The sequence below is a fragment of the Streptomyces sp. Ncost-T10-10d genome (assembly GCF_900091955.1).
In the GTDB taxonomy this organism is placed as follows: domain Bacteria; phylum Actinomycetota; class Actinomycetes; order Streptomycetales; family Streptomycetaceae; genus Streptomyces.
In genome coordinates, this window is sequence record NZ_FMDF01000099.1 from 37,400 (window position 1) to 62,412 (window position 25,013).

The following is a 25,013-nucleotide window of genomic DNA, read 5'->3' on the forward strand; positions in this document are numbered from 1 at the left end:
CTCACAATTTCCCGCCCCGCCCGCCGTCGCGCGGCGCGGGTGCGATCAGCGTCGACAGATACGGCAACGGGCCCTCGGCCAGCTCCGCCGCCGGCCGGATCGACTCCTCGGGCAGCCCGAGCGCCGAACCCCACACCGCGTCCTCGGTACGCCCCGTCTCACGCAGTGCCGTGGCCACCTCGGCGGCCAGCCGCCCGAACTTGTACGCGACGACCGTCCCGGGACCTTCCAGAGCCTCCTTGAGCACCGCGGCCCCGGCGGTCACCGGTACCAGGGTCAACGGCTCCGTGCCCTCCGTCAGCACCGCACCGCTGCGGGCGGCCAGATCCTGCATGGCCGTGATCCCCGGAACGGTCTCCACGGCCGTACCCGGCAGCAGCTCACCTATCGTGTGCGCGAGATACGTGAACGTCGAGTACACATTGGGGTCGCCGATCGTCGCGAACGCCACCGAACCATGCGTACGCAGCAGCTCCGCGACCCGTTCACCCGCCGCGTCCCACGCCGCCTCCCGGCGCGCCCGGTCCGTCCGCTCGTTCAGCGCGAACACCACACGTACGACCTTCTCGGCCGCCACGTAATGCAGGACGGTCGCCTCGGCCCGCCCCCGCTCACCGGTGTCCATCACCGGTACGACGACGACCGCGGCACCACGCAGCGCGTTCACACCCTTGACGGTCACCAGCTCCGGGTCACCGGGCCCGACACCGACGCCGACCAGCCTGCTCGTACCGTGACCGTGGTTCATCCCTTGCACCTCTCAACGAATCGGCGGGCCATACCGGGCGCCGAAGCCCAATGCGTATGCAGATAACTCGCGTGCACGCCCTGTTGTACGAACCCCTCCACGCGGCGCTCCGGCTGATGCAGACCCCACGCCGGTTCGGCCCCGGCGCCCGGCTCCAGCACGGTCCGGTGGAACTCGTGCCCGCGCACCCGCGTCCCGGGCGCCGCCAGCACACTGTCGGAGACCGCCACGGCCTCCCGGTAGCCGAGCGTCAGCCGCTCGGACATCCGGCCCTCGGCATCGAGGACCCCGCACATCGGCAGACCGTCGAGCGAACGCGCCAGATAGAGCAGCCCCGCACACTCGGCAGCCACCGGAGCCCCGGACTCCACCAGCTCGACAACGGCTTTGCGCAGTGCCGCGTTGGCGGACAGCTCCGAGGCGTACACCTCCGGAAATCCGCCACCGATGACCAGCCCCCGAGTGCCCTCGGGCAACGCCTCGTCCCGCAACGGATCGAACGGCACGACCTCGGCCCCGGCGGCGGCGAGCAGCTCGGTGTGCTCGGCGTAGGAGAAGGTGAACGCTGCCCCGGCAGCGACAGCGACCACATTCGACCCCTCCGGCACACCCTGGCCCGCCCGGCGACCGATGGCATCTTTCAGCCCGTCCGGCGCTTGAGGACCGCCGTCCGGGGCGGCGCCCCGGTTGTGGGAAGGGGCGGGCAGGGGAACAGTCCCGCCGCAGGCGCCCGACGCATCCCACACCTCACCCGGCACCGCAGGCGCAGACCGCGCCAACGCCATGACCGCGTCCAGGTCACACCCCGCCCGCACCCGATCGGCCATCGCCGCGACAGCGCCCACCGCGTCGCCCCGCCGCTCGGCCACCGGCACCAACCCCAGATGCCGCGACGGCACAGCCACCTGCTCGGCCCGCCGCAACACCCCCAGCACCGGCACACCCGACTCGTCCAACGCCTCCCGCAGCAGCACCTCGTGCCGCTGGGAGCCGACCTTGTTCAGAATCACGCCACCGATCCGCACCTGCGGATCCCACGAGGCGAAGCCGTGCACCAGCGCGGCCACGGACCGCGACTGCGACGACGCGTCGACCACCAGCACCACAGGCGCCCGCAGCAGCTTCGCGACCTGAGCGGTCGACGCCAGCTCGCCCTGCCCCGACGCCCCGTCGTACAGCCCCATCACGCCCTCGACGACCGCCAGATCGCAGCCGCGCGCCCCGTGCGCGAACAGGGGAGCGACCAGCTCAGGACCGCACATGTAGGCGTCGAGATTGCGCCCCGGCCGCCCGGTTGCCAGCGTGTGATAGCCGGGATCGATGTAGTCGGGCCCGACCTTGTGCGCGGACACGGCAAGCCCTCGCCCCGCAAAGGCCGCCATCAGCCCCGTGGCCACGGTCGTCTTGCCGCTCCCCGACGAGGGCGCGGCAATCACCAGACGCGGAACGTTCACCGCGGGCCCCTCACCATTCGATGCCCCGCTGACCCTTCTGACCCGCGTCCATCGGGTGCTTGACCTTCGACATGTCGGTCACCAGGTCGGCGGCCTCCACCAGTTGCTCGGGCGCGTTGCGCCCGGTGATGACCACATGCTGCGTACCGGGACGGTTCCGCAGCACCTCGATCACCTCGTCGGTGTCGACCCAGCCCCAGTGCATCGGGTACGCGAACTCGTCGAGGACGTACAGCCGGTACGTCTCGGCGGCCAGGTCGCGCTTGACCTGCTCCCAGCCCTCGCGCGCCGCCTCCTCGTTGTTCAGCTGCTTGTCGCGCTGCACCCACGACCAGCCCTCGCCCATCTTGTGCCAGGCGACGGAACCGCCTTCGCCACTGGCCCCGAGGACCTTCAGCGCGTTCTCCTCACCGACCTTCCACTTCGCCGACTTGACGAACTGGAAGACCCCGATGGGCCACCCCTGATTCCAGGCGCGCAACGCGAGCCCGAAGGCCGCCGTCGATTTCCCCTTCCCGATGCCGGTGTGCACCACCAGCAGCGGGCGGTTGCGGCGCTGACGGGTGGTGAGCCCGTCGTCCGGCACGGTGGTCGGCTGTCCCTGCGGCATTACGCGGCCCTCCTGCTGGTTCCCTGAACGTCCTTGACGAGCCCGGCGATCGAGTCGGCCCGCAGTTCGTCGAGCGTGACGGCGGTGCCCCCCAGGTCGCGCGCGAGACTTCCCGCGAGACCGAGCCGTACGGGCCCCGACTCGCAGTCCACGACGACGGACGCGGTGCCCTCGACCTCGTGCAGCCGCGCCGCCCGCGACGCCAGCGCCACCGGCTCGGGCCCCCCGGTCGCCCGTCCGTCGGTCACCACGACCAGCAACGGCCGCCGCGACGGATCACGCAGCCGCTCCACCCGCAGCACGTCATGGGCCTTCAGCAGCCCGGCCGCCACGGGGGTACGCCCACCGGTCGGCAGCGTCTCCAGCCGTGCCGCCGCAGCGTCCACCGACGAGGTCGGCGGCAGCACCACCTCGGCATCCTTGCCCCGGAAGGTGATCAGCCCGACCTTGTCCCGCCGTTGATACGCGTCCAGCAGCAGCGAAAGGACGGCACCCTTCACGGCACTCATACGCTGCCGGGCAGCCATCGATCCCGACGCATCCACCACGAAGAGAACGAGGTTTCCCTCGCGTCCCTCCCGGGTCGCCTGCCGCAGATCGTCCCGCCGGACCACCAGTCCCCGCCCCGTCCGCCCCCGCGCCCGCTGATGCGGGGCAGCGGCCTGCACGGTCGCGGCCAGATGCAATTTGGTCAGGGCGCCCTGAGGGCGCCGCGCACCGGTCGTACGCCCGTGTTCGGTACGCGCCCGGGACCGCCGCCCCGCCGCGCCCTCGCCCAGACCCGGCACGCTCAGCATCTTCGTACGGAACGGCTCGCCGGCGCGTACGGGCTGCTGCTCGCCGCCCCCGGAAGACTGCTGTTCCTGTCCCTGCCCCTGCTCGGGAACGGACTGCGCGGGCGTGTCGCCCGCCTCGCCCTCGGGCTGCGGCGGCGTGTCGGGCCCGTCGCCCTGCGGGGGCCGGCCGCCGCCACCGGGGCCGTCCGGGTCCGGATCGTCGTCCTCGCCGCTGTTCTGCTCCAGCGTGTCGTCGAGCTTGTCCTCGTCCAGGCCCGGCGCGTCGAAGGGATTGCGCCGACGCCGGTGGGGGAGCGCGAGCAGAGCGGCCTGCCGCACATCCTCGGCGAGCACATCCGTACGTCCCGCCCACGCGGCCAGGGCGGTGGCCGTCCGTGCCATCACGATGTCCGCGCGCATCCCGTCGACCTCGAAGGCCGCGCAGGTGGCCGCGATCTGCCGCAACGCCCCGTCCCCGAGCCGCACTGCGGGAAGCAGCGCACGCGCGGCGACGATCCGGGCCCGCAACGCGCCTTCCTCGTCGGCCCACTCGGCGGCGAAGCCCGCAGGATCGTCGTCGTACGCGAGACGCCGCCGCACGACCTCGACCCGCAGATCGGTCTCGCGGGACGCGGCGACCTCGACGGTCAGCCCGAACCGGTCGAGCAACTGCGGCCGCAGTTCGCCCTCTTCGGGGTTCATCGTCCCCACGAGCAGGAAGCGCGCGGCATGCCGTACGGAGACGCCTTCGCGCTCCACGTACGAAGCGCCCATGGCGGCCGCGTCCAGCAGCAGGTCCACGAGGTGGTCGTGGAGCAGGTTGACCTCGTCGACGTACAGAATCCCGCGGTGCGCATCGGCGAGCAGCCCGGGCTCGAACGCCTTCACGCCCTCGGCGAGCGCCCGCTCGATGTCGAGCGCCCCGACGAGCCGGTCCTCGGACGCGCCGACGGGAAGCTCGACCATCCGCGCATCCCGCGACACGCCGGTCCCGGCCTCATGGGGGCCATCGGGACACGCCGGATCGGGCGACGCCGGGTCGCACGAGAACCGGCACCCGGAGACCACGGGGACCTCCGGCATGAGCGCGGCGAGCGCACGCACGGCGGTGGACTTGGCGGTGCCCTTCTCGCCGCGCACCAGCACGCCGCCGACGGCGGGCGAGACGGCGTTCAGCAGCAGCCCGAGCCGGAGATCGTCCTGTCCGACGATGGCGGTGAAGGGGTACGGCGTACTCACGATGCCTCCTTGGGTGAACGGCGTGATGTCGGCCGCTTCGGCGTTCGAGGAGCCGGGGTCCGGGGGCGGAGCCCCCGGACAGCAGGCGTGCGCACTCCGCTCACTCGTCCCCCTCCAGGTCGCCCTCGAGCTCCAGATACGTGGCCCGCAGCCGCTCCAGCGTCTCCGCGTCCGGCTCCGCCCACAGCCCCCGCTCGGCCGCCTCCAGCAGCCGTTCCGAAATCCCGCGCAACGCCCAGGGGTTGGACGTCTTCATGAAGTCCCGGTTGGTTTCGTCGAAGACGTACTCCGCCGACAACTTCTCGTACATCCAGTCGTCGACGACCCCCGCCGTGGCGTCGTAGCCGAAGAGGTAGTCCACGGTCGCGGCCATCTCGAAGGCACCCTTGTACCCGTGCCGCCGCATGGCCGCCATCCACCGAGGGTTCACCACCCGCGCCCGGAACACCCGGTGCGTCTCCTCGCCCAGTGTCCGCGTCTTCACCTGGTCGGGCGTGGCGCTGTCGCCGACGTACGCCTCGGGCGACTCGCCGGTCAGATGCCGCACCATGGCGACCATGCCGCCGTGGTACTGGAAGTAGTCGTCCGCGTCGACCAGGTCGTGTTCCCTGGTGTCGACGTTCTTCGCCGCCACCGCGATGCGCCGGAACGCCGTCTCCATGTCCCCGCGCGCCGCCCGCCCGTCGAGCCCGCGCCCGTACGCGTAACCGCCCCACACCGCGTACACCTCGGCCAGATCCGCGTCGCTCCGCCAGTTCCGCGCGTCGATCAGTGGCAGCAGCCCCGCCCCGTACGCTCCCGGCTTCGACCCGAAGATGCGTGCCGTCGCCCGGCGCCGGTCGCCGTGCTCCGCCGTGTCCTCGTCGGCGTGCGTCCGTACGTAGTTGGCGTCCGCCGGCTCGTCCAGCTCCGCAACCGTTCGTACCGCATCGTCGATCAGCCCCACCACATGCGGGAACGCGTCGCGGAAGAACCCGGAGATCCGCACGGTCACGTCGATGCGCGGGCGCCCCAGCTCGCTCACGGGCACGACCTCGAAGCCGGTCACCCGCCGCGACGCGTCGTCCCACACCGGCCGGCAGCCGAGCAGCGCAAGGATCTCCGCGATGTCGTCGCCCTGGGTACGCATGGCGGAGGTGCCCCATACGGTCAGGCCGACCGACTTCGGGTAGTCGCCCGTGTCGGCGAGATACCGGGCGATCAGGGAGTCGGCGAGCGACTGCCCGACCTCCCACGACAGCCGGGACGGAATCGCCTTCGGGTCCACGGAGTAGAAGTTGCGGCCCGTCGGCAGCACATTGACGAGCCCGCGCGTGGGCGATCCGGACGGGCCGGCCGGTACGAAGCCGCCGTCCAGTGCCCGCAGAATGTGGTCGATCTCGTCCGTCGTCCGGGCCAGACGCGGTACGACCTCCTCGCACGCGAAGCCCAACACGGCCACCGCATCCGGGAGTTCGACGCCCAGTACGTCCTGGACCAGCCCCGCGGCGGCCGTGATGTCCCAGCCGCGCCCCTCCATGCCCTCAGCGAGCCGGCGGCACAGCTGCTCCAGCAGGTCGATCGCATCCGCACCGGTGCGCGCCGGGCCGTCCACCAGTTCGGTCAGCTCGACCGGCACCTTCACCGCAGCACCGGGCTCGGCCAGCAACTCCTTCTCGCTGAGCCCGAAGTGCTCGGCGATCGACGCCCGCAGCCCCGGGAGCGCGTTCGCCGTTCCGCCCCACACCTGGGAGGCGCGCAGCACGGCCAGCACCAGGTTGACCCGCGCCTCGTCGACGGGACCGCCGCCCAGGATGTGCAGGCCGTCGCGGATCTGGACGTCCTTGATCTCGCAGAGGTAGCCGTCGATGTGCATGACGAACGAGTCGAAGTCGTCGTCGCCGGGCTGTTCGTCGACATGGAGATCGTGGTGCAGCTCGGCGGCCTTCACCAGCGTCCAGATCTGCGCCCGCACCGATGGGGCCTTCGTCGGGTCGAGATCACTGACCAGTGCGTACTCGTCGAGCAGTTGCTCCAGCTTGGCCAGGTCGCCATAGGTGTCGGCGCGCGCCATCGGCGGCACCAGATGGTCCACCACCGTGGCGTGCCCACGGCGCTTGGCCTGGGTGCCCTCGCCCGGGTCGTTGACGATGAACGGGTAGATCAGCGGCAGTTCGCCGAGCACCGCGTCGGGGCCGCAGCCGGCGGACAGGCCGAGGCCCTTGCCCGGCAGCCACTCCATCGTGCCGTGCTTGCCCATGTGGACGACGGCGTCCGCGCCGAAGCCCCCCTCCGATGTTGCGGCCTCCAGCCAGCGGTACGTCGCCATGTAGTGGTGGGACGGCGGCATGTCCGGGTCGTGGTAGATCGCGATCGGGTTCTCGCCGAAGCCGCGCGGCGGCTGGATCAGCACCACCACGTTCCCGAACTGCAACGAGGCGAGGACGATGTCGTCCCCGTCCACGTACAGCGAGCCCGGCGGCTCGCCCCAGTGTTCCAGCATCGAGTCGCGCAGCTCCGGTTCCAGCTTGTCGAACCAGGCCCGGTAGTCGGCGAGCGGCACGCGCGCGGGGGCTGCCGCGAGCTGCTCCTCGGTCAGCCACTCCACGTCGTGGCCACCGGCGTTGATGAGACGGTGGATGAGCTCGTCGCCGTTGTCGGGGTGCCCGTCGACTCCGTAACCGGCGTCGCGCAGGGCGTCCAGGACCCGCACCGCCGATGCGGGCGTGTCCAGACCGACGGCGTTGCCGACGCGCGAGTGCTTGGTCGGGTAGGCGGTGAAGACGAGGGCGAGCTTCTTCTCGGCGTTCGTCCTGTGCTTCAGGACGGCGTGGCGCACCGCGATTCCGGCGACGCGCGCGGCCCGTTCGGGGTCGGCGCGGTACACCGGTACGTCGTCGGGACCCTGCTCCTTGAAGGAGAACGGGACGGTGATCAGACGGCCGTCGAACTCGGGGATCGCGACCTGCATCGCGGCGTCCATGGGGGAGAGCGCAGCGTCGGAGGCGTCCCACGCGGCGCGCGCGGAGGTCAGGCACAGGCCCTGCAGCACGGGGACGTTCAGATCGGCGAGCGCACCGATGTCCCAGGCCTCGTCGTCGCCCCCGGCGGAGGCGTCCGACGCACGGGTGCCGCCCGCCGCGAGCACCGTGGCGACCAGGGCGTCGGCCCTGCCGAGCAGCTCGTAGAGACCGGCGTCCGCGCCGCGCAGCGAACCGCAGTACACGGGCAGGGCGTTGGCGCCACGGGCCTCCACCGCGTCGCAGAGGACGTCCACGAACGAGGTGTTCCCGGACAGCTGGTGCGCCCGGTAGAAGAGCACGCCGACGGTCGGGCGGCCCTCGACGAATTCACGGCTGCCGTGCAGGCCCCACTCGGGCATCTTCTGCGGCTCGGCGAAGCCGTGGCCGGTCAGCAGGACGGTGTCGGAGAGGAAGCGGGCCAGTTCCACGAGGTTTCCGGGGCCGCCCTCCACGAGGTAGCGCAGCGCCTCGGCGACGACACCGGCGGGTACGGATGACTCGGCCATCAGTTCCGCGTCCGGCACGGCCTCGCCGCCCAGCAGCACGGTGGGGATACCGGACGCCTTGAGGACGGCCAGCCCGTCCTCCCAGGCACGTTTGCCGCCGAGGAGGCGGACGACGGCGACGGAGGAACCCTCGATCAGTGCGGGGAGTTCCTCGTGGGCGTCGAGGCGGGTGGGGTTGCCGATCCGGTACGGCGCGCCGGAGGCGCGGGCGGCGAGGAGGTCCGTGTCGGCGGTCGACAGCAACAGCACGGTGCTCATGGGGGCGTTCATGCGGGTGCTCCAGGTGCTCCGGGGGCGATGAAGGGAAGTCCTGACGGTGCGCCCGACTCGATGAGCCGCAGCAGCGCGTCGGTGTCCGCGTGTTCTTCGATGAGGTCGCCGAGGCGGTCGAGCTGTTCCTCGCGCAGCGCGGCGAAGGCGGTGTCGGGGGCGGGGACGAAGCGCCGGCCGACGGCCCGCGCGACCTCGCTCAGGAAGCGGCGGCGGAATTCGTCGCTCTCCAGCGAGCCGTGCCAGTGGGTGCCCCACACGGCGCCGACCCGGCAGCCGTCCAGGAACGGTTCGCCGCCGCGTACATCGGCGACGCCGTGGTGGATCTCGTACCCCTCGACGGCGGCGCCGAGCGCCTCGCCGACGGGGCGGGCGAGGGTCTTCTCGCGGTCGAAGCGGATGCGTACGGGCAGCAGGCCGAGACCGTCGATGTGTCCGGCCCTCGACTCGACGTCGTCCTCGATGTGTTCACCGAGGAGCTGGAAGCCGCCGCAGATGCCGAGGACCGGCCGGCCCTCGGCGGCACGCCGCACCAGGGCGTCGGCGAGGCCGCGCTCGCGCAGCCAGGCCAGCGCGTTCACGGTGCCGCGGGTACCCGGCACGATGACGAGGTCGGCGTCGGCCAGCTCCTCGGCGCGGTCCACGAACCGGACGACGACGCCCGGTTCGGCGGCCAGCGCGTCCACATCGGTGAAGTTCGACATCAGGGGCACGGCGCACACCGCGACGCGCAGCACGTCGTCGCCGTGCGGCGGCGCGACGACCGATTCGCGTACGGTTCCGCGCAGCGAGACCCCCATCCCGTCCTCCTCGTCGATGCCGAGGCCGTGGGCGAAGGGCAGCACCCCGAAGGTCTGCCGCCCGGTGATCCCGCGCAGCATTTCCAGGCCCGGTTCCAGCAGCGACACGTCGCCGCGGAACTTGTTGACGAGGTAGCCGGCGATCAGCGACTGGTCCTCGGCGTCGAGCAACGCCGTCGTACCGAAGAACGAGGCGAAGACGCCGCCGCGGTCGATGTCGCCGACGACCACCACCGGGAAGCGTGCCGCCCGCGCGATGCCCATGTTCACGATGTCCGTGCGCCGCAGATTGATCTCGGCCGGACTGCCTGCCCCCTCGCAGATCACTGCGTCATACGTGCCCCGAAGCTGCTCCAGGCAGTCCACGACCGTGCCGAGAAGCGCTTCCTGCCTGCCTCCGTGGTAGCCGCGTGCGCTCATCTCGCCCACCGGTCTGCCCATCAGGACGACCTGGCTGGAGCGGTCGCTGCCGGGTTTGAGGAGGACCGGGTTCATCAGCGCGGTCGGCTCCACCCGGGCGGCCTGGGCCTGCATGGCCTGGGCGCGCCCGATCTCGGCACCCTCGCGGGTGACGAACGAGTTCAGCGACATGTTCTGCGCCTTGAAGGGCGCCACCTTCACGCCCCGGCGCACGAGCCAGCGGCAGATGCCTGCCGTGACGACGCTCTTGCCCGCGTCCGAGGTGGTTCCGGCGACCAGCAGCCCGCCGCTCATGTCCGTCTCCGTCCTGCGATCCGACGTCCTGTGACCTGAAGTCCTGCGGGCCGAATGCCTGCGATCCGTCGTGCGGCCAGGCCCGCACCCAGTCGTCCCGCCACACACACGCCGAGGGCCAGAGCAGTCACCCGGCGCGACAGCCGTACCGCGTGTTCGATGTCCTCGGTCTCCACCGCCCGGCCCGTCTCCCCGTTGAGGACGGGTCGGTGTTCGACCCGGCCGCCGTACGCGAGGGTCCCGCCGAGCCGTACGCCGAGCGCACCCGCGAACGCGGCCTCCACCGGGCCCGCGTTGGGGCTCGGGTGCTTCGCCGCGTCGGCCCGCCACGCCCGTACCGCGCCGTGCGGCCGCCTCCCGGCGGCCACGGCGAGCAGGGCTGTGAGCCGGGCGCCGGGCCAGCCCGCGAGGTCGTCGAGGCGGGCCGAGGCCCAGCCGTAACGCCGGTGGCGGGGTGACTTGTGGCCGACCATGGCGTCGAGGGTGTTGGCGGCCCGGAAGCCGACGAGCCCGGGCACACCGGCCAGCGCACCCCACACCAGGGCGCCGACCACGGCGTCCGAGGTGTTCTCGGCCACGGACTCCACCACGGCGCGGGCGATCTGCGGTCCGTCGAGCGCGTACGGGTCGCGCCCGCACAGATGGGGCAGACGCTCGCGGGCCGACTCGATGTCACCGGCGGCCAGGGCGCCGCCGATCGCCCGGGCCTCACGCCCCAGGGACGTACCGCCGACGACGGACCAGGTGGCGGCCGCGGTCAGTGCGACGGAGGCGGCGGGGTGGCTGCGTACGGCACGGGTGATCAGCGCGGCACCACCCGCGGCGCCTCCGACGCAGACGAGCGTGTGCAGCGCGCCCCACCCGCGGTGGTCGCGCCACAGACGGCGCTCGGCACCCGCTGCGGCCCGCCCGAAGGCGGCGACCGGATGTCCCCTGCGGGGGTCACCGAGCAGCAGATCGCCGATCAGACCGGCCGTGGCGCCGTACGCGAAAATGCGGTCGGCACGCACGGCTCAACCGGCCGTTACGCCTCGAAGGACCTTCGTACAGGCGGCTCTCGTCGAGAGCACCACAGCAACGGACGCACGGCAGCCAGGCATGGCGATATGTCCTCACTCAGGGTCCGCGCCCTGGTTCGACGTGACCGGCGACGAGAGTCTCCTGGCTCCCGGATCCGCAGTTCCCCCGGCCTTCCAACCCGCTCGCGCGTGCCGTGACTTCCGGTGTGGGGGACTGCTCCCCGGTGACAGTGGCGGGACCGCGCCGGATTCGCACCGGCTTCCTCTGCTGTCGCCGTAATTGGCTCCGGCAGTCCACCACGCTCCGCGAACGCCCGTCAACTTGCCGTTGACCTGCGACAGTGCAGTGTGCTGAGCCCCACATCGGGCCGGGCACACCACAACGGGCCGGACACACGAGGTGTGTCCGGCCCGATGGGGGAGTGCGCGGAGGAGGGCTCAGGCGACGATCAGATAGATCCCGTACGCGACCGCCGCAGCGCACAGCGCGAAGCAGACGTACGCGCCGGCGCGGGCCAGCAGCAGTGAGCCGCCGGAGCCGCCCTGCGCCGCCGGTTCGGGCTGCTTGGAGAGACCGACGATGCCCAGGGTGAACAAACCCACCAGCGCGACGGTGACGACGAGGGAGACGCCGAAGACGGAGCCGAGGGCTGCCCAGTCGATGTTCATGCTGAATCCTTAGACGGCCTGCCTAGGCGGCTGACCTAGACGGTGGCGGGTCGCGCCGGGTCCTGGGTGGTTCCGGCCGGAGCCGGAATGGTGGTCTTGAGGTCCTGGGCCGCTGCCTGGGCCGCGGTGGGCGGCGGGCTGACGGCGGCGATGGCCGTGGTGACGACGCCCGCGGACTCGGCGTCGCCGCCCGTCGGCGCGACATCGCCGTGGCCGACCGGCTTGCGACGCGATACCACCCAGATCGCCCCGGAGCCCACGACCAGCAGCGCCGCGACGACCACGACACCCCAGGTGCCCTGCTTGGTGAGGAGCTCCGCGCCCGCGCCGACCAGTCCCGCGGCCGGCAGGGTCAGACCCCAGGCGACGAACATCCGGGTGGCGGTGGACCAGCGGACCACGCCGCCCTGGCGGCCGAGGCCCGCGCCCATCACGGCGCCGGAGCAGGACTGGGTGGTGGAGAGGGAGAAGCCGAGGTGCGAGGAGGCCAGGATGACCGTGGCCGCACTGGTCTGGGCGGCGAAGCCCTGCGGCGGCTTGAGGTCGGTGAGGCCGCTGCCCATGGTGCGGATGATGCGCCAGCCGCCCAGGTAGGTGCCGAGCGCGATGGCCGTACCCGCACAGACGATGACCCAGACCGGCGGGTTGGAGCCGGGGTGCAGGACGCCACCGGTGACCAGGGCCAGGGTGATGATGCCCATGGTCTTCTGCGCGTCGTTGGTGCCGTGGGCCAGGGAGACCAGTCCGGCCGAGGCGATCTGGCCGGCGCGGTAGCCCTTGGCGGTGGCCTTCTCCTGGGCGTCGTTGCGGATCTTCCCGCCGATCCGGTACGTCAGCCTGGTGGCCAGCAGCGCGGCCAGACCGGCGACGACCGGGGCGGCGACCGCGGGGAGCAGCACCTTGGTGACGACGGTGCCGCCGTTGACCGACGACCAGCCCGCCGACATCACGGCCGCACCGATCAGACCGCCGAACAGGGCGTGCGAGGAACTGGACGGCAGTCCGACCAGCCAGGTCAGCAGATTCCACAGGATGGCGCCGACGAGTGCCGCGAAGATGACTTCTGTCCGCAGCCCGTCCTCGTTGATGATCCCGCCGGAGATCGTCTTGGCGACCTCGACCGACAGGAACGCGCCGACGAGGTTGAGAACGGCGGACATGGCCACCGCTGTCTTCGGTCTGAGTGCACCGGTCGAGATGGTGGTCGCCATCGCGTTGGCGGTGTCGTGGAAACCGTTCGTGAAATCGAACACTAGAGCTGTCACGATCACAATCGCGAGTAGCAGCGTGATGTGTTCCATTTACCCAGGCAATCGTTCGACGTCATTGGCATGTGGACCGTAGGCAACCTGGATGAACGGAAGGTGAACTGGGCAGGGCGCTGTGGTGACTCAAACCGGAGTCGGGGCGTTCCGTTTGTCCCTCGCGGGGCGGTGCGGGCCGGGCGCAGGGCCGATTCGGTCCCCCGTGACCCCTTTTGCGAACTTCTCCGGTTTGTGACTTAGACCGACCGGCAAATGGGGGGCGGCGTCGCGGGGGTGGGCACGCACACCTGCGGCGTTGTCGTCGGTCAACAACTCCCCCATAGCCCGAAAGGCATGGGAGGGGCCCCCTTCGCGTTGCCTCCCTCCTCCGCCTTGCAGCTGCACGCACCCACCCCCGCTCCTTCTCCCACCCCCCATTTGCCGGTCGGTCTTATCCCGCCGATCGCATGCCCGTTCGCCTCCAGGGCTGACAGGATCTCCGCATGAGCGATCAGCAACGGGACGCGATCGGACGTGCCTGGGACGGTGTCGTGGCAACCGCCCGCAGGACGGCGGCGGACGGCCTCGTCGTCGGGACCTCGGGAAACGTGTCGGCACGGGTCGGCGGGACGGTCCTGGTCACCCCGAGCGGAGTGCCGTACGACCGGCTCCGCCCCGAGGACGCCGTCGGCGTCGATCTGGAAGGCAACCGCGTCCTCGGCGAACTGGCCCCGACCAGTGAACTCCCGCTCCATCTCGCGGTCTACCGGAACAGCGACGCGGCCGCCGTCGTGCACACCCACGCGGTGCACGCCACAGCCGTCTCCACCCTGGTCCCCGAGGTCCCTTCGGTCCACTACGCCGCCGCCATGCTCGGAGGCCCCGTCCGGGTCGCGGCCTATGCGCGCTACGGGACCGAGGAGCTGGCCGAGAACATGCTCGCCGCTCTGCGGGGCCGTACGGGCTGCCTGCTCCGGAACCACGGAACCGTGACCTACGGAGCGACCCTGGACGAGGCGTACGACAGGACCGCCCAGCTGGAATGGCTCTGCCGGCTGTGGCTCACCGCAAGCTCCGTCCCCGGACACACCCCGGCCCTGCTCTCCCCGGCCCAGCTGCGCGACGTACAGGAGGCACTGAAGGAATACGGGCAACCGGGCTGACCCGACCCCTGCCCGTCCCCGCCGTCCCGGCTGTCCCGTCCGTCCTGCCCCGGCGGGTCACCGGACGGCCCCTGTCCGCTGGCAGGGCGCGGCGCACCCCACGACACTGGAGCGGTGCGCCCGGCAACAGTCACGGCAGCAGCCGTCACCACGATCCTCGGCGTCGGTGCGGCAACGGTCGCGGCCGGCCGGTACGCCAGCGACGCCGCCCTCAAAGTGCCGTCCGGGCGACCGCTCCCCGCCGACGGCAGACTCACCGTGCACGCCACAGCGGCCGGGCAGGTCACCCTGACCCGCTCCTTCGCCGCCCTGCGGCCCGGTACGTACGGACTGGAGGGCGACGACGTCCACGCCGTCGTCGGCCCGGTGGTCGAACACGCCCACCACGCCCCCGACACCGTCGTCCGCAGACTGGAACGAGTCGACCGCGGCAGCCTGGAAACCGGCGCCGAGGTCCGCATCACCCCGCAGCTGCACAGCGGCGACCCCTCATCGGCCCTCGGACTCGATCACGAGGAAGTCGAGATCCCCGGCGAACTCGGCGCCCTGCCGGCCTGGTTCCTGCCCGGCCCCCGCGACACCTGGGTCATCACCGTCCACGGCCTCGGCACCACCAGGGAACACCCCATGAACGTCATGGAGTTCCTGCACGATCTGCGCCTGCCCGTGCTCGACCTGGCCTACCGCGGCGACGCCGGAGCCGCGCGTTCCCCGGACGGCCTCGCCCACCTCGGCGAGTCCGAATGGCGCGACCTGGACGCGGCGGTCCGCTTCGCCGTGCGGTACGGAGCCGAGAAGGTCGTCCTGCACGGCTGGTCCACCGGCGCCTCCATGGCGCTGCACGCGGCCGTCAACTCCGCGCTCCGCCACCGGATCTGCGGTCTCGTCCTCGACTCCCCGGTCCTGGACTGGGTCACCACGCTGCGCGCACTGGCCGTCGCCCGCGGTGTCCCGACGGCACTGCTGCCGCTCGCCGTCCGCGCAGCCCAGGGGCAGACCGGGCTGCGCGGCGCCCGGCTCCTGGACGGCTCCCTCGCAACGGCGCTGCGTGTCCCGACCCTGATCTTCCATGGCCCGGACGACACCCTGGCCCCTTGGCAGCCGTCCCGCGATCTCGCCGCCCGCCGCCCGGACCTGATCACCCTGCGCGCCGTACCGCAGGCTCCGCATGCGGCGATGTGGAATGCCGACCCGGTCCACTACGAAGAGGCCCTGCGCCGCTTCCTCACGCCCCTGATGTGACCTGATGCGAGGGATCGGTCGATTGGTGCCGGACCTGCCCGCCATCCCCTTCCCCCGCGAATTCGGGTTCCGTTTGGGCTTTCGGGCCGTCAGGGGCAAGACTGCTCCCCGTGACGTCCCGTACCCCGCGCGACTCCAGGCTGCGACTTGTCCGCCCGCGACCCCTTGCCACCGCTCGCAAGGCCGTGACCACCCGGCGCACCAGGCCGGCTCCTCGCCCCCCGGAGGGCACCCCACCCAGGGCGGAACTCGCCCGCCAGGCCAGGACGGCCCTCGCCGACGCCGTGCGGATCGCCCGCTGGGCAGCCGACGGCGCGATCCCCGGCGCGCCGCCCCTGGCCGCCCAGGCCCTCGAACGGGCCGCGACAGCCCTGGAGTTGTCCCCGGCCCAGGTGCGCTCCGGCTGGGACCGGGCCCGGCTCGCCGGTCTGGTCGAACTGCACGGCGACACCGCACGCCCCGGCTGGCGGCTGCGAGCCTGGGACCGCGACGACTCCGCCGTGCTCCGCGGCTGGGTGGCGCTCTTCGACGCCTGGTCGCTCGTCCACCCCGCGCCCGAAGGTATCGAGTCCACCGCGGTCGCGGAGGCCGTCGAGGCCGTGCCGCAGGTGCTCTCCCTCCTCCAGCTCTCGGCGGGCCCGGTCACCGTGCCAGCCCTCCTGGACCTTCTCGGCCAGCGTGTCGCGGAACTCCACGAGGAGCGCTGCGAGGTGCCGTACGGGCCGCAGGCGCCGCCCGCACCGGCCGAATCCGCCCCCGCGGCACACCCCGCAGCCCTGGTCGCCCTCCTGCTCGACTGGGCCCTCGAGGGACTGGCCGCCGTAGGCGCGCTCACCCTCGGCGCCGGACATGCCACCCTCACCCCACTCGGCAACTGGGCGGTCTGGGTCAAGCTGGAACAGATCTGCGTCGCGGCCCAGAGTCCGGCCGGGAACATCGAGCAGTCCGCCGCGGACATGCTGCTCGGCTGCGCCCGGCTCACCCCCGGCCCGGCCCGCGCCGAATACCGGGCCTGGCTCGCCGCCCGCCCCGTCGGCAGCGCCGTTGCCGAACTCCTGGGCGTCGCCCGCGGGGAGGACGCGCTGCTGCGCGGGCTCGCCTTCGAGGCACTCCGGGTTGTCGGCGCACCCGCAGAGCCCGAGGTGCGCTCCGTCGTGGGCGACCCCTCGCTGCGCCCCTACGCGCTGCTGTGGCTGGCCGAGTACGGCGGAACGGACCCTGAGGACGCCCAGGACGTCCTCAGCCGCGAGGAAGCCACCTGGCTCTGGGTCGACACCGCGGCGGCCGTCGCGGACCACGGCGAGACCGGGCTGCTGGTCCGCCATCTCGACTCGGCCGTCCAGGGCACGGTGCCGGCGCTGCTGGACGAGGTACGGGCAGTCGGCCACCCGCGGACCGTGCAGGTCCTGGTGGCCCTGGCCGCCGCGCACCCGGACCCCGCGCTGGCCAAAGCGGTTCGCCGGGCCGCGTTCCAGGTGCACACGGGCGGCGCGTAGCGCGCGGGTCCGCGTCGGACGGGCTCGGCCCCGAAGCCCGTCCGACCGACCGCCCGTCAGTCCGCCGACCCCGGTGCGTACGTCCCGAAGCTCCACACATTGCCCTCCGCGTCCCGCGCAATGAAGTCGCGGGAGCCGTAGTCCTGGTCCGTGGGCGGCATCAGGATCTCCACCCCGTACGCCACGGCCCGGGCGTGGTGCTCATCGACCTCGTCCACCACGACGTAGACACCGGCCGGGCCCGCGCCCTGCATCGCCTTGGCGAAGACACCCTCGCGGCCCTTGGAGCCCAGCATCACCCTGCCGTTGCCGCAGGACAGCTCGGCATGCAGCACCGTGCCGCTCTCGCCCTCGTACACCGCTTCCTCGGTGAAGCCGAGGCCCTCCGTCAGCGTCCTGATCGCGGCCTTCGCGTCGTCGTACAGAATCGTCGGATAGATCGTCGGAACGCCGGCCGGTGCGCCTGCCATCGCGCTCACCCCTTCTCGTACTCCCGGGTCCTGCTTCTGTGATCTGCGTCTCAGTCTTCCACCGGCCGCTGACAACGGCTCGGCTCGGCCCGAGGGGCCCGGCTCAGCGGAAGGTGTTGCAATCGGCCATGTCTCCACTGCGGAAGCCGGTGGTGAACCACTGCTGCCGCTGCACGGCCGAGCCGTGCGTCCAGGACTCGGGCGTGACCCGGCCCTGGAACCTCTCCTGGATCCGGTCGTCGCCGACAGCGGCCGCCGCATCGAGTCCGTCCCGGATGTCCGCCCGTGTCAACGAGGTGATCAGCGGCCGCCCGGTCGATTCGTCGGGCGTGGTCGTCGCGTGATGCGCCCAGACCCCGGCGTAGCAGTCCGCCTGCAGTTCCACCTTGACCGCATTGCTGTTGGCGCCGGTCCGGCTGTCCTGCGAGCGGCTCAGCGTCCCCATGAGGTCCTGCACATGGTGCCCGTACTCATGGGCGACGACGTATGCCTGGGCGAACGGGCCGCCGCTGGAGCCGAACTCCGTCCGCAGCTCGTCGAAGAAACCCAGGTCCAGATAGACCTTTCGGTCCCCCGGGCAGTAGAACGGCCCGACTGCCGAGGTCGCGGTGCCGCACGCGGTGGCGATCCGGTCGGTGAACAGGACCGTCGACGCATCCGTATACGTCCCGCCGCGCCGCCGGAACTCCTGCCCCCAGTAGTCCTGCACGCTGTTGACCACCGCGACGATCCGGCAGTCCTCCCTGGTGTTCGCGTCCTGTCCGGTCCGGCAGGACTGCTGCACCTGCGCCGCCGAGGACGCCGTCGCCGTCGTGCCCGAGCCGCCGGACGACAGGCCGAGCTGATCGGGGCCGACGCCGAAGAGCAGTCCCAGGATCAGTGCGACGAGACCGGCGATGCCACCGCCCACGGTGGCCTTGCCGCCGGGGATGCGGCTGCCGCGCACATCCTGGACCTCGGACGTGTCCAGATCGGCGTCGTCGTCGAACTGCATCGGCACCACCCTCTGCTCCGGCCGCGGTGGTCTCACCACCTCCGCCGAGTATTAGGTAGTTCACACCGCAATGCCCCTTTTTGGTCGCGCGGTGGAGTGGAGCGGCAGCGCTGAGCGAGATTTCGGCAGGTGCCGTGAACGCACGCGGAAAAGCAGTTGCACACCGCCAGTAGAATGACCCCTATGGCAAAGCTCCTTGTGCAATAGACGGCGTCGAGACACCTCCGCCCTCGTCCCGTCCGCCGTCCACACCGCCCTGGAGTTTTACCGTGATCACCGCCTCCGGCATCGAGCTGCGCGCCGGCGCCCGCATCCTCATCGAGTCCGCCTCCTTCCGTATCGCCAAGGGCGACCGCATCGGCCTCGTCGGCCGCAACGGAGCGGGCAAGACCACCCTCACCAAGTGCCTCGCAGGCGAGGGCAACCCCGCCGGCGGCACCATCGCCCGATCCGGCGAGGTGGGCTACCTCCCGCAGGACCCGCGTACCGGCGACCTCGACGTACTCGCCCGCGACCGCATCCTCTCCGCCCGCGGTCTCGACGAGATCCTGCGCAAGATGCGCGAGAACGAGGAGCGGATGGCGAACGGCAAGGGCGCCACCCGTGAGAAGGCGATGAAGAAGTACGAGCGCCTGGAGACGGAGTTCCTCACCAAGGGCGGATACGCCGCCGAGGCCGAGGCCGCCACCATCGCCGCCGCGCTCAGCCTGCCCGACCGGGTGCTCGGACAGCCGCTCCATACGCTCTCCGGCGGTCAGCGCCGCCGCGTCGAGCTGGCCCGCATCCTGTTCTCGGACGCCGACATCCTGCTGCTCGACGAGCCGACGAACCACCTGGACGCCGACTCGATCGTCTGGCTGCGCGACTACCTCAAGACCTACCGCGGCGGCTTCATCGTGATCTCCCACGATGTCGAGCTCGTCGAGACGGTCGTCAACAAGGTCTTCTACCTCGACGCCAACCGTTCGCAGATCGACATCTACAACATGGGCTGGAAGCTCTACCAGCAGCAGCGCGAGGCCGACGAGAAGCGCCGCAAGCGCGAGCGGCAGAACGCCGAGAAGAAGGCCGCGGCCCTCAACTCGCAGGCCGACAAGATGCGCGCCAAGGCCACCAAGACCGTCGCCGCGCAGAACATGGCCAAGCGCGCCGAGCGGCTGCTCTCCGGCCTGGAGGCCGTCCGGGTCTCCGACAAGGTCGCCAAGCTGCGCTTCCCCGAGCCCGCGCCGTGCGGCAGGACCCCCCTGATGGCGGAGGGCCTGTCCAAGTCGTACGGTTCCCTCGAAATCTTCACCGATGTGGATCTCGCCATCGACAAGGGCTCCCGGGTCGTCATCCTCGGCCTCAACGGCGCGGGCAAGACCACGCTGCTCCGGCTCCTCGGCGGCGCCGAGAAGCCCGACACCGGCCAGGTCATCGAGGGCCACGGACTCAAGCTCGGCTACTACGCCCAGGAGCACGAGACCCTCGACCCGGAGCGCTCCGTCCTGGAGAACATGCGCTCCGCGGCGCCCGACCTCGATCTCGTCGACGTCCGCAAGACGCTGGGCTCGTTCCTCTTCTCCGGCGACGACGTCGACAAGCCCGCCGGCGTTCTCTCCGGCGGTGAGAAGACCCGTCTCGCGCTGGCGACCCTGGTGGTCTCCTCCGCCAATGTGCTGCTCCTGGACGAGCCGACGAACAACCTCGACCCGGCCAGCCGCGAGGAGATCCTCGGCGCGCTGCGTACGTACAAGGGCGCCGTCGTCCTCGTCACGCACGACGAGGGAGCGGTCGAGGCGCTTCAGCCGGAGCGCATCATTCTGCTGCCGGACGGTGTCGAGGACCTGTGGGGCGCGGACTATCAGGACCTCGTCGCGCTCGCCTGATCCGGGCCCCTCACCGCCTGATCCACTTCGTCTGGATCATTCGGCCTATGCGTGATCCATCATCTGTGTGAGTACGTCTCGTACCCCGGCGCGGCGCCCGGCAGATACCTGCCGGGCGCACCCATTTGGGTCCGCCATCCCCGTGTGGCCCTGACCTGGCGGTTCATCCCGAGCCTGCCCGAACCAGCCCTCACAGCCCCCGGAATGCTGGATTCCGTTCGTGTGGACCCGTTCCCCGGGCAGGAATCCTGTTGCACGGACCTTGCCGAATGGGTGGCCAGGAAGCCGCCGAGGGGTGATCATGAGAGTCCAGAGCGCACTTCCCATGAGGAGGCACGGGTGGCCGAGACTCTGAAGAAGGGCAGCCGGGTTACCGGCGCCGCGCGCGACAAGCTCGCGGCAGACCTGAAGAAGAAGTACGACTCCGGTGCGAGCATCCGGGCGTTGGCCGAAGAGACCGGCCGCTCCTACGGATTCGTCCACCGGATGCTCAGTGAGTCCGGAGTCACGCTGCGTGGACGCGGCGGAGCGACACGAGGCAAGAAGGCCGCCACGGCCTGAGGGTCTTCGGCGGATCGGGGCAGGCCGTCAGGGCTGCCCCGGGGCTCACCGGTTTCGGCGGTGGCCACCCGGTCGATCGTGATGTCGACCGGGTGGTTACTGTTCAGTCACTTAGCTCGAAGTGCTGACTGACCCGATCCGGAGGCGCCCCATGACCTCGTTCGACTCTGTGCTCGACAAGGACGGCGTACGACTCACCGTCGATGACGCGGTTGCCACGGTGACCCTCACCAACCCGGCCAAGCGCAACGCTCAGTCCCCCGCTCTGTGGCGGGCGTTGACAGAGGCCGGACGGGCACTGCCCGGCAATGTGCGGGTCGTTGTGCTCCGCGGCGAGGGCAAGTCCTTCTCCGCGGGCCTCGACCGGCAGGCGTTCACCCCCGAGGGGTTCGACGGTGAGCCGTCCTTCCTCGACATGGCGCGCGGCCCGGAGACCGAGCTCGACGCGACCATCGCCGAGTACCAGGAGGCGTTCACCTGGTGGCGCCGCAACGACATCGTGTCGATCGCGGCCGTCCAGGGGCATGCGATCGGTGCCGGCTTCCAGCTCGCCCTCGCCTGCGATCTGCGGATCGTCGCCGAGGACGTGCAGTTCGCCATGCGCGAGACCAGCCTCGGTCTGGTCCCCGACCTCACCGGCACACACCCCCTGGTCAACCTGGTGGGGTACGCCCGCGCGCTCGAAATCTGCGCCACGGGCCGTTTCGTGCACGCCGCGGAGGCCGAGCGCACCGGCCTGGCCAACCTCGTCGTCCCCGCCGGTGAACTGGACGCCGCCGCCCGCGATCTGGCCGGCGCACTGCTGGCCGCCCCGCGCGACGCGGTGGTGGAGACCAAGGCGCTGCTGAGCGGTGCCGTCTCCCGCGGTTACGAGGAGCAGCGTGTCGCCGAACGCGCCGCGCAGGGCCGCCGTCTGCGCGACCTGGCGGGCATCACCGACTGAGAGGGCTGTGCCCTCGACGCCGGGCGGGCCCGTTCCCCAGGCCCGTCCCGCGGTCAGCCCCGTCCGGTGGTCAGTCCCGCTCCACCACCGCCGTGACCAGCACCGCGACCGAGGGACACCCCTCCACCGCATCCGCCACCGCGCCCCGTACCGCACGTGCCACATCGAGCGCTCGGTGGCCGGAGTCCGTCGCCAGTTCGACCCGTACATGGTCCGGGCCCGCGTGCACCGCGTCGCCCAGCACCCGGGTCAGCGTCACGACACCCGGAACACCCGCGGCAGCGAGCCCCGCCGCCCCCTCCGGCCTCGCCGAACGCACCTCGGCCGGTGCGGGCGCCCGCCGTTCGGGTGGTGTGTCCAGCAGCTCCGTCACCCGGAGATCCACCTCGGCGACCACCAGGCCCAGCCGGTGCCCGGCCGCCGCCAGCAGCGCAGAGCGCAGCGCCGCGGCCGCGGCGGGCAGCGGCCGGCCGGACATCGCCGACATGGTCGCCTCGATCCGCAGCGGCCCCGGCGGCAGCGCACTCGGCGGGGGTTCCACCTCCGCGTCCGGGGCCCGGTCCGGATCGGCCACGGAGATCCTGAGCTCCCCGAGCACCGGTCCGGGTCCCGGCCCGCCCACCGCGTCGCGCAGCACCCGGGCCGCGGCCCGCTCCGAGATCCAGGCCCCGTCTGCCGGACCGCCCAGCGGAAGCAGCCGGCCCAGGCTGAGCCGTCGCCGAACCGTCGCCGCCCATCCGTCGGCCCTGTGCGGGTTGTCAGCCGTCGTCATTTCCCCAGCCTGCCGCATCCACGGCGCGAGACGGGGCAAGCGCACTTAATGTGGGCAACGAGGTCCAACCTGCCCCGAAGGGAAGAGTGGCGATGACCGACACCCCACAGCGGAACCGTCCCGAGAGCCCCGAAAAGGAATCGACCCCGATCACCAGGCGTGGCGGAGGAGCCCCCGCCACCCGTGGCCGTACGACCATCGCCGACGGTGTGGTCGAGAAGATCGCGGGAATGGCGGCACGTGACGTCGTCGGTGTCCATGCGATGGGCAGTGGCTTCGCGCGTACGTTCGGAGCGGTGCGTGAACGGGTACCCGGAGGTGGGAAGTCCGTCACCCGAGGGGTCAAGGCGGAGGTCGGCGAATCACAGACCGCCCTCGATCTGGAGATCGTCGTCGACTACGGCGTGTCGATCGCCGATGTGGCCCGGGACGTACGGGAGAACGTGGTCGCGGCGGTCGAGAGGATGACGGGCCTCGAAGTCGTCGAGGTCAATATCGCGGTCAGCGATGTGAAGCTGCCCGACGAGGAGGAGGAAGAGCCCGAGCCGCGTCTCCAGTAGGCCTCCTGACCGAGGCAGTTGAGGAGCACAGGATGAACATGGCTGTGGTCGGCATGGTGGCCGGCATGGCGCTGGGATTCGCCGGGTACTTCGGCGGATTCGGGGCCTTTCTGCTGGTGGCTGCGTTGGGGGCGGTCGGCTTCATCGCCGGCCGCTTCCTGGAGGGTGACCTGGAGCCCGGCGACTTCTTCCGGAGTCGCGAGCGCGGCGACCGACGGCGGTGACGGCGTTGTCGGGGGCGAGCGGCCGGGTTGCCGCGGGTGAGCGCGGGGAGACCCGGATCGCCGACCGGGTGGTCGCGAAGATCGCCGCACAGGCGGCGAAGGAAGCGATCGACGAGCCGCCGAAGGAAGGCTCCTCGCCGCGTGCCACGGTCACGGTGCACCGCGACACAGCCCGGGTCCGGGTGAGCCTGGAGCTCGGATACCCCTCCGACATCGGCCGCCAGTGCGGCGGGGTGCGTCGGCGTGTCGTCGAACGGGTAAAGGCGTTGGCGGGGATGGAGGTGCCCGAGGTCGCCGTACAGGTCGAGCGCCTGCATCCGACGGGAGCGAGCATCGCGGCACAGGGGAGGATCCGATGAGCGAGCCCCACGAACCGGAACACCGTACGCAACGGCTGCCCACCACCCGGCCCGTCGAACAGGGGACCGTGCTCGAACTCGACCAGTCCGCCTCGTCCGCCGCCTACGACCCGGCGCCCGGGCAGCGGGAGAGCGGCGGCGGGGCGGGCCGTTTCTGGTCCGCGCGCCGCATCCCCGCCGCGATCCTCGCCGTGGTGATCCTCGGCGGCACCGGTCTGCTGCTCTACGACGTGGCGGCGGTACGGACCGGCCACCCGGCGATGCAGTGGCGCCGCACGCTGGCCGACGAGCTCGCCGGCCGGCCGCTGGACAACGTCCGGGTGCTGGCCGGCGCGGCGGCCGCCGTGACCATCGGCCTGTGGCTGCTCGTGCTCGCCGTCACCCCCGGACTCCGCGACCTGCTGCCGATGCGCCGCGACCGACCCGGTGTACGGGCCGGCCTCGACCGGGCCGCGGCCGCACTGGTCCTGCGGGACCGGGCCATCGAGGTGTCGGGTGTGCAGTCGGTACGGGTCCGGATGGGCCGGGGCAAGGTCGGGGTGCGTGCGGTGTCGCACTTCCGTGAACTCGACGACGTACGGGCCGATCTGGACACCGTGCTCGGGACCGGCATCAAGGAACTGGGCCTGGCCAGGCCGCCGAGCCTGTCCGTATATGTCCGCCGTCCCTCGAAGAAGGGGTGAGCCCGTTGCTCAGAACCGTCAACCGGGTACTGATCGGCCTGGCCGGGCTGGTGCTGATCTGCGTCGGCGGTGCGGTGCTCGCGGCCGGGCTCGGCCTCTCCGTACCGTCCTGGTGGCCCTGGTACGGCAAGGGCGATGTGCTCCTCAGCGAGGCCGACCGGGACCGCTGGCGCGGTGAGGGATGGTGGTGGCCGACGGTGATCGCGGTCCTGGCCGTCGTGGTCGTCCTCGCCCTGTGGTGGCTGCTGGCCCAGCTGCGCCGCGGCCGTCTCTCCGAGGTGCTGGTGGACAGCGGTGACGGTGAGGGTGCGCTCCTGCGGGGCCGGGCCCTGGAGGGGGTGCTCGCCGATGAGGCGGGGGCCTTGGACGGGGTGGCCCGCGCCCAGGTCGTGCTGACCGGCCGGCGCACTTCGCCGCACGCCAGGATCCGTCTGCTGATGGAGCCGCACGCGGCGCCGGACGAGGCGCTCGGCCGCCTCACCGACGAGGCGCTGGCCCATGCGCGGGATTCGGCCGGGCTGGCGGAGCTCCCGGCCGAGGTGCGGTTGAGGGCGGTCAAGCACCGTGCGGAAAGGGTGAGTTGACGGCTGTTGCCGTGGTGTCCCCGGTTGCCGGGCGGGCTCGAGG

Annotated in this window: 23 protein-coding genes and 1 riboswitch; of the genes, 11 read left to right on the forward strand and 12 right to left on the reverse strand. The window is 71.7% G+C overall.

Translation table 11 applies throughout. The features are described from left to right. Nucleotide 1 precedes the first annotated feature (1 nt). The 9 genes from cobI to GA0115254_RS14770 all read right to left on the reverse strand — a co-directional run bounded on the left by cobI (nt 2) and on the right by GA0115254_RS14770 (nt 13,108). Nucleotides 2-748, reverse strand: coding sequence for a precorrin-2 C(20)-methyltransferase (gene cobI / locus GA0115254_RS14730; protein ID WP_093895726.1), 747 nt, complete (start codon nt 746-748; stop codon nt 2-4). Beyond that, nucleotides 745-2,202 (reverse strand): cobyrinate a,c-diamide synthase, encoded by a 1,458-nt coding sequence (locus GA0115254_RS14735; RefSeq protein WP_093895727.1) that lies wholly within the window; start codon nt 2,200-2,202, stop codon nt 745-747. The genes cobI and GA0115254_RS14735 overlap by 4 nt, the downstream gene beginning before the upstream one ends. 10 nt (nt 2,203-2,212) lie before the next feature. Beyond that, nucleotides 2,213-2,812, reverse strand: a complete 600-nt coding sequence (gene cobO, locus GA0115254_RS14740) for a cob(I)yrinic acid a,c-diamide adenosyltransferase (protein ID WP_093895728.1) — start codon at nt 2,810-2,812, stop codon at nt 2,213-2,215. Continuing rightward, nucleotides 2,812-4,827 carry a putative cobaltochelatase gene (locus GA0115254_RS14745; protein WP_093895729.1) on the reverse strand — a complete coding sequence of 672 codons (2,016 nt, stop codon included), beginning with the start codon at nt 4,825-4,827 and terminating at the stop codon, nt 2,812-2,814. Before GA0115254_RS14745 ends, cobO begins: the two co-directional genes overlap by 1 nt. Before the next feature lie 100 nt (nt 4,828-4,927). Further along, nucleotides 4,928-8,593, reverse strand: a complete 3,666-nt coding sequence (cobN, locus tag GA0115254_RS14750) for a cobaltochelatase subunit CobN (RefSeq protein WP_093895730.1) — start codon at nt 8,591-8,593, stop codon at nt 4,928-4,930. Nucleotides 8,594-8,601: 8 nt separating this feature from the next. Beyond that, nucleotides 8,602-10,119 (reverse strand): cobyric acid synthase, encoded by a 1,518-nt coding sequence (locus tag GA0115254_RS14755; RefSeq protein ID WP_093895731.1) that lies wholly within the window; start codon nt 10,117-10,119, stop codon nt 8,602-8,604. Then, a complete protein-coding gene (locus tag GA0115254_RS14760) occupies nt 10,116-11,129 on the reverse strand; it encodes a cobalamin biosynthesis protein (RefSeq protein WP_093895732.1) in 1,014 nt (337 codons plus the stop codon). Before GA0115254_RS14760 ends, GA0115254_RS14755 begins: the two co-directional genes overlap by 4 nt. Before the next feature lie 144 nt (nt 11,130-11,273). Beyond that, nucleotides 11,274-11,405: riboswitch (cobalamin riboswitch) on the reverse strand. Nucleotides 11,406-11,576: 171 nt separating this feature from the next. Continuing rightward, the gene (locus GA0115254_RS14765; RefSeq protein WP_093895733.1) at nt 11,577-11,807 is read right to left on the reverse strand and encodes a hypothetical protein; all 231 of its coding nucleotides are present in this window, start codon (nt 11,805-11,807) and stop codon (nt 11,577-11,579) included. A gap of 35 nt (nt 11,808-11,842) precedes the next feature. Then, nucleotides 11,843-13,108 carry an inorganic phosphate transporter gene (locus GA0115254_RS14770; protein WP_093895734.1) on the reverse strand — a complete coding sequence of 422 codons (1,266 nt, stop codon included), beginning with the start codon at nt 13,106-13,108 and terminating at the stop codon, nt 11,843-11,845. 446 nt (nt 13,109-13,554) lie between these two features. On the opposite strand from GA0115254_RS14770, the gene GA0115254_RS14775 reads away from it, so the two are divergent. The 3 genes from GA0115254_RS14775 to GA0115254_RS14785 all read left to right on the forward strand — a co-directional run bounded on the left by GA0115254_RS14775 (nt 13,555) and on the right by GA0115254_RS14785 (nt 16,952). Beyond that, entirely contained in the window at nt 13,555-14,214 is a 660-nt protein-coding gene (locus GA0115254_RS14775; RefSeq protein WP_093895735.1) for a class II aldolase/adducin family protein, read from the forward strand. 114 nt (nt 14,215-14,328) lie between these two features. Then, nucleotides 14,329-15,456, forward strand: a complete 1,128-nt coding sequence (locus GA0115254_RS14780) for an alpha/beta hydrolase (protein WP_093895736.1) — start codon at nt 14,329-14,331, stop codon at nt 15,454-15,456. A gap of 185 nt (nt 15,457-15,641) precedes the next feature. Continuing rightward, on the forward strand, nt 15,642-16,952 hold the full coding sequence (locus tag GA0115254_RS14785) for a hypothetical protein (protein ID WP_093895737.1): 1,311 nt from the start codon (nt 15,642-15,644) through the stop codon (nt 16,950-16,952). Between the two features lie 56 nt (nt 16,953-17,008). On the opposite strand, the gene GA0115254_RS14790 is transcribed toward GA0115254_RS14785, so the two are convergent. Further along, nucleotides 17,009-17,422: a VOC family protein gene (locus tag GA0115254_RS14790; protein WP_093895738.1), complete on the reverse strand. Its 414-nt coding sequence runs from the start codon at nt 17,420-17,422 to the stop codon at nt 17,009-17,011. A gap of 103 nt (nt 17,423-17,525) precedes the next feature. Then, entirely contained in the window at nt 17,526-18,416 is an 891-nt protein-coding gene (locus tag GA0115254_RS14795) for a KPN_02809 family neutral zinc metallopeptidase (protein ID WP_093895799.1), read from the reverse strand. Nucleotides 18,417-18,685: 269 nt separating this feature from the next. Between GA0115254_RS14795 and GA0115254_RS14800 the strand changes: the two genes are divergently transcribed. From GA0115254_RS14800 to GA0115254_RS14810, 3 genes are all read left to right on the forward strand, one after another. Beyond that, a complete protein-coding gene (locus GA0115254_RS14800) occupies nt 18,686-20,284 on the forward strand; it encodes an ABC-F family ATP-binding cassette domain-containing protein (protein WP_093895739.1) in 1,599 nt (532 codons plus the stop codon). Nucleotides 20,285-20,623: 339 nt separating this feature from the next. Continuing rightward, nucleotides 20,624-20,845: a helix-turn-helix domain-containing protein gene (locus tag GA0115254_RS14805; RefSeq protein ID WP_018518904.1), complete on the forward strand. Its 222-nt coding sequence runs from the start codon at nt 20,624-20,626 to the stop codon at nt 20,843-20,845. Nucleotides 20,846-20,996: 151 nt separating this feature from the next. Continuing rightward, nucleotides 20,997-21,788 (forward strand): enoyl-CoA hydratase/isomerase family protein, encoded by a 792-nt coding sequence (locus GA0115254_RS14810; RefSeq protein WP_093895740.1) that lies wholly within the window; start codon nt 20,997-20,999, stop codon nt 21,786-21,788. 70 nt (nt 21,789-21,858) lie between these two features. Here the strand turns inward: GA0115254_RS14810 and GA0115254_RS14815 are convergent, their stop codons facing one another. Further along, the gene (locus GA0115254_RS14815; protein WP_093895741.1) at nt 21,859-22,560 is read right to left on the reverse strand and encodes a hypothetical protein; all 702 of its coding nucleotides are present in this window, start codon (nt 22,558-22,560) and stop codon (nt 21,859-21,861) included. A gap of 92 nt (nt 22,561-22,652) precedes the next feature. Here GA0115254_RS14815 and GA0115254_RS14820 point away from each other — a divergent pair, with 92 nt between their 5' ends. Genes GA0115254_RS14820 through amaP form a run of 5 tightly spaced genes read left to right on the forward strand, consistent with a single transcriptional unit; the run spans nt 22,653 to nt 24,970 of the window. Next, nucleotides 22,653-23,120: an Asp23/Gls24 family envelope stress response protein gene (locus tag GA0115254_RS14820; protein ID WP_093895742.1), complete on the forward strand. Its 468-nt coding sequence runs from the start codon at nt 22,653-22,655 to the stop codon at nt 23,118-23,120. 32 nt (nt 23,121-23,152) lie between these two features. After that, nucleotides 23,153-23,344, forward strand: coding sequence for a hypothetical protein (locus GA0115254_RS14825; RefSeq protein ID WP_093895743.1), 192 nt, complete (start codon nt 23,153-23,155; stop codon nt 23,342-23,344). Then, nucleotides 23,341-23,703: an Asp23/Gls24 family envelope stress response protein gene (locus GA0115254_RS14830; protein ID WP_093895744.1), complete on the forward strand. Its 363-nt coding sequence runs from the start codon at nt 23,341-23,343 to the stop codon at nt 23,701-23,703. The genes GA0115254_RS14825 and GA0115254_RS14830 overlap by 4 nt, the downstream gene beginning before the upstream one ends. After that, nucleotides 23,700-24,386, forward strand: coding sequence for a DUF6286 domain-containing protein (locus tag GA0115254_RS14835; RefSeq protein ID WP_093895745.1), 687 nt, complete (start codon nt 23,700-23,702; stop codon nt 24,384-24,386). The genes GA0115254_RS14830 and GA0115254_RS14835 overlap by 4 nt, the downstream gene beginning before the upstream one ends. 5 nt (nt 24,387-24,391) lie before the next feature. Then, nucleotides 24,392-24,970 (forward strand): alkaline shock response membrane anchor protein AmaP, encoded by a 579-nt coding sequence (gene amaP / locus GA0115254_RS14840; protein ID WP_370740877.1) that lies wholly within the window; start codon nt 24,392-24,394, stop codon nt 24,968-24,970. Nucleotides 24,971-25,013 lie beyond the last annotated feature (43 nt).

Excerpts from the sequence above, each read along its gene's own strand:
- GA0115254_RS14795 (WP_093895799.1), bottom strand. The coding sequence starts at position 18,416 with ATGCAGTTCGACGACGACGCCGATCTGGACACGTCCGAGGTCCAGGAT.
- GA0115254_RS14770 (WP_093895734.1), bottom strand. The coding sequence starts at position 13,108 with ATGGAACACATCACGCTGCTACTCGCGATTGTGATCGTGACAGCTCTA.
- GA0115254_RS14810 (WP_093895740.1), top strand. The coding sequence starts at position 20,997 with ATGACCTCGTTCGACTCTGTGCTCGACAAGGACGGCGTACGACTCACC.
- GA0115254_RS14755 (WP_093895731.1), bottom strand. The coding sequence starts at position 10,119 with ATGAGCGGCGGGCTGCTGGTCGCCGGAACCACCTCGGACGCGGGCAAG.
- GA0115254_RS14820 (WP_093895742.1), top strand. The coding sequence starts at position 22,653 with ATGACCGACACCCCACAGCGGAACCGTCCCGAGAGCCCCGAAAAGGAA.
- cobO (WP_093895728.1), bottom strand. The coding sequence starts at position 2,812 with ATGCCGCAGGGACAGCCGACCACCGTGCCGGACGACGGGCTCACCACC.
- GA0115254_RS14790 (WP_093895738.1), bottom strand. The coding sequence starts at position 17,422 with ATGGCAGGCGCACCGGCCGGCGTTCCGACGATCTATCCGACGATTCTG.
- cobI (WP_093895726.1), bottom strand. The coding sequence starts at position 748 with ATGAACCACGGTCACGGTACGAGCAGGCTGGTCGGCGTCGGTGTCGGG.
- GA0115254_RS14825 (WP_093895743.1), top strand. The coding sequence starts at position 23,153 with ATGAACATGGCTGTGGTCGGCATGGTGGCCGGCATGGCGCTGGGATTC.
- cobN (WP_093895730.1), bottom strand. The coding sequence starts at position 8,593 with ATGAGCACCGTGCTGTTGCTGTCGACCGCCGACACGGACCTCCTCGCC.
- GA0115254_RS14835 (WP_093895745.1), top strand. The coding sequence starts at position 23,700 with ATGAGCGAGCCCCACGAACCGGAACACCGTACGCAACGGCTGCCCACC.
- GA0115254_RS14775 (WP_093895735.1), top strand. The coding sequence starts at position 13,555 with ATGAGCGATCAGCAACGGGACGCGATCGGACGTGCCTGGGACGGTGTC.
- GA0115254_RS14815 (WP_093895741.1), bottom strand. The coding sequence starts at position 22,560 with ATGACGACGGCTGACAACCCGCACAGGGCCGACGGATGGGCGGCGACG.
- GA0115254_RS14765 (WP_093895733.1), bottom strand. The coding sequence starts at position 11,807 with ATGAACATCGACTGGGCAGCCCTCGGCTCCGTCTTCGGCGTCTCCCTC.